The sequence below is a fragment of the Sphaerobacter sp. genome (assembly GCF_019683595.1).
Taxonomy (GTDB): domain Bacteria; phylum Chloroflexota; class Chloroflexia; order Thermomicrobiales; family Thermomicrobiaceae; genus Sphaerobacter.
In genome coordinates, this window is the sequence record NZ_JADGHZ010000302.1 from 1 (window position 1) to 2742 (window position 2742).

Sequence of the window (2742 nt, forward strand, 5' to 3'; positions counted from 1 at the left end):
CCGTCGCCCCAATCCGCCAGCGCCCGCCCCTCCTCGATTCGAAACTCAGGGGCAATGACGGAGGAGCGGTTTGGGTCACGCACGACAACCCGAGGCCAGCGCGTGCGAGGCGAGATGGGCTGTGCGCAGCTCCGAAGGAAGCGTCGGGCTGCCTCTGCGGTCTCCTTTGAGAACGACTCCGGAATGAGCGGTCGCCCGACGCAGACGGAGCAGCGTCCACACGGTCGCGGATCAGGGTCGTCAAGTTCCCGCTGCAGAAACGCCATGAGGCACTCGTCACCCGCCATGAACATCTGCATGCGTGCCTGTTCATGACGACGCAACGCGGTAATGGCGGCGACTCGCGCGCGGTCGGGCCGGTACGGGACGGGATTGCGCACCCACACCCCCTTGAGGCGGCTGACCGGGGCCGGCGACATGACGCTTAGGTACGTCAGCACCTTCTCGATCTCCGAGCGCGACCAGTTGACCCGCTCCTCGAGTTGCGCCACCGTGAGTCCGTCCGGTGCCGCCTCTAGCAGCGAGAGCACCTCCTCCGCACGCCCCTCAGGCGGGAACGCGGTGCGGATGAAGTAGTCGATGATCTCGTCGTCCTCTTCACCACCAAGCAGGACCGCGTACGCAGTTGGCAGAGCACGGCCAGCCCGCCCAATCTGCTGGTAGTACGCAATGACCGAGCCGGGACGCTGGAAATGCACGACGAATCCGAGGTCGGGCTTGTCGAATCCCATGCCGAGCGCGGTGGTCGCAACCAGGACCTTGAGGCGGTTCCGAAGGAGGTCCTCCTCTCGCGCGATGCGTTGCTCAGCGCCGATTCCAGCATGGTACGCAGCAGCGTCGATCCCACAGCACTGCAACCAACTCGCTACGCGATCGGCGTCCCGGGTTGTCAGGGTATAGATGATGCCGCTTCCGGGCATATTCGGCACATGCTCAGCCAGCCAAGCGAGGCGATCCGCTTGGTCCGGCATACGGATGACTTGTAGGCGTAGGCTCCTGCGCCCCAAGGGACCTCGGAGCACGACTAAGTCGGCGCCGACTTGTTCCACGATATCCCGTACCACCCGATCGTTGGCTGTGGCGGTAGTCGTGATAACCGGGACTCCCGGTGGCAGCGAGTTCAGAACGCGCGCGATACGCCGGTAGTCAGGCCGGAAGTCATGACCCCAGTCGGAAATACAGTGCGCTTCATCCACAACGAGTAAGCCAATGCGATGGGCGATCGGCAGCAGCACGTTATCGCGGAACTGGTCGTTGGCCAGGCGCTCGGGCGAAATCAGTAGCAGATCGACCTCATCGGCCAGCAGGCGAGCCCTTACCTCGTCCCATTCGTCCCGGTTGTCGGAAGCAAACGATCTTGCTCGAACACCTAGGCGCGCCGCGGCGTCCCGTTGATTCCGCATCAGTGCGAGGAGCGGTGAGATCAACAAGGTTGGACCAGCCCCGCCATCCCGTAGCAGCCGCGTGGCCAGGAAGTAGACTATGCTCTTGCCCCAACCAGTGCGCTGCACCACAAGGACCCGTGCCCGCCGCTCGACCACCAGCGCGATCGCCTCCAACTGGCCCTCGTGGAACTCCGCGCTAGGATCGTTGAGCGCCTGTCGCAGATAAGCGAGTGCCCGCTCCTTCAACGTCACCCCCCGGCCCTCCCCGGTCAGCTACCAGCGCCTCGCCCAGCGCGAAGTGTCGTGTCGAACACACTCCTGTTTCCCAGCCGAGCCTCCTGGAGTCCTACCCTCCGCCCAGGAGGCTAACGACCTAGACACTGAGGTGACCAGCCCTCATCCAGATTAGTGCCCTCAGGCACCATCCCCCGCGCCCGCGGACGTTCCGGCCACGTCCTCGCGCAGCACCGGCTCGCCGGTGACGGCGACGCGCTCGATCAGGTCGGCAGCCTTCACCGTCCCCGGATTGGCTTGCAGCCGCGCCGCGATTCGCTGCATGCGCGCGCGGCGCGCGTCGTCCCGGAGCAGATCGGTCAGCGCCTCGTGGAACTCGGCGTCCGTGAAGCCGTAGGACGTGAGGCGCCAGCCGAACCCGACTTCCTGCACCCGCTGCGCATTGTCGTGCTGGTCCCAGAAGAGCGGCAGCACGAGCATCGGCTTACCGAAGTGTACGCTCTCGGTGACCGTGTTGTTGCCGCCGTGGGTGACCACCGCGTCCACCAGCGGCAGGATCGACGGCTGCGGCAAGAACTCCTCGCCCCAGATGTTCGGCGGCAGCTCGATCTGGCCCGCCTGCGGCCCGAGGCTCATGATGACCCGGTAGTCCGTCCCGGCGAACAAGTCCACCAGCCGGTTCATCAACTCCGGCTCAGCAGACCCCAGGCTCCCGAGGCTGACGTAGATCAGTGGCCCTTCACCACGCAGCGACTCCGGCACCGAGAAGGGCGGCTCGGTGTCGCGGACCGACGAGTCGAGCCGGTGGTACGTCGCGGGGAGCGGGCGTGAGCGTGGGTAGTCGGCCTCCTCCGGGTAGAGGTAAAGGTTGAGCCAGGGCGACTCGTACATGAACTGGCCGGGCGGCAGCGGCGGGCAGCCGTTCTCCTGGACGAAGGCATGGAAGCGGGCGTACAGGTCGGCGTGACAGCGGTCGTACTCGGCGCGCCACCGCTCCCACTCGGACCGATCGTCGGTCGGCAGGCCGGAAAGCGCCGGCGGCAGGTCCGAGTCGGCGATCTCCAACGGATTGCAGGAGATGATCCGCACCCAGGGGACGCCCGCCGTCAGCATCGCCGGGAAG

Annotated in this window: 2 protein-coding genes; both read right to left on the bottom strand. The window is 66.0% G+C overall.

Going from position 1 to position 2742, the window contains the following annotated elements; all coding sequences use genetic code 11:
• Positions 1 to 1637, bottom strand: a 1637-nt coding sequence (locus tag IRZ30_RS16880) for an ATP-dependent DNA helicase RecQ (RefSeq protein ID WP_294086854.1), incomplete at its 3' end; no start/stop codon positions are given.
• A 162-nt stretch (positions 1638 to 1799) separates the two neighbouring features.
• A partial coding sequence (locus IRZ30_RS16885; RefSeq protein WP_294086855.1) for a nucleotide disphospho-sugar-binding domain-containing protein occupies positions 1800 to 2742 on the bottom strand: 943 nt, incomplete at its 5' end.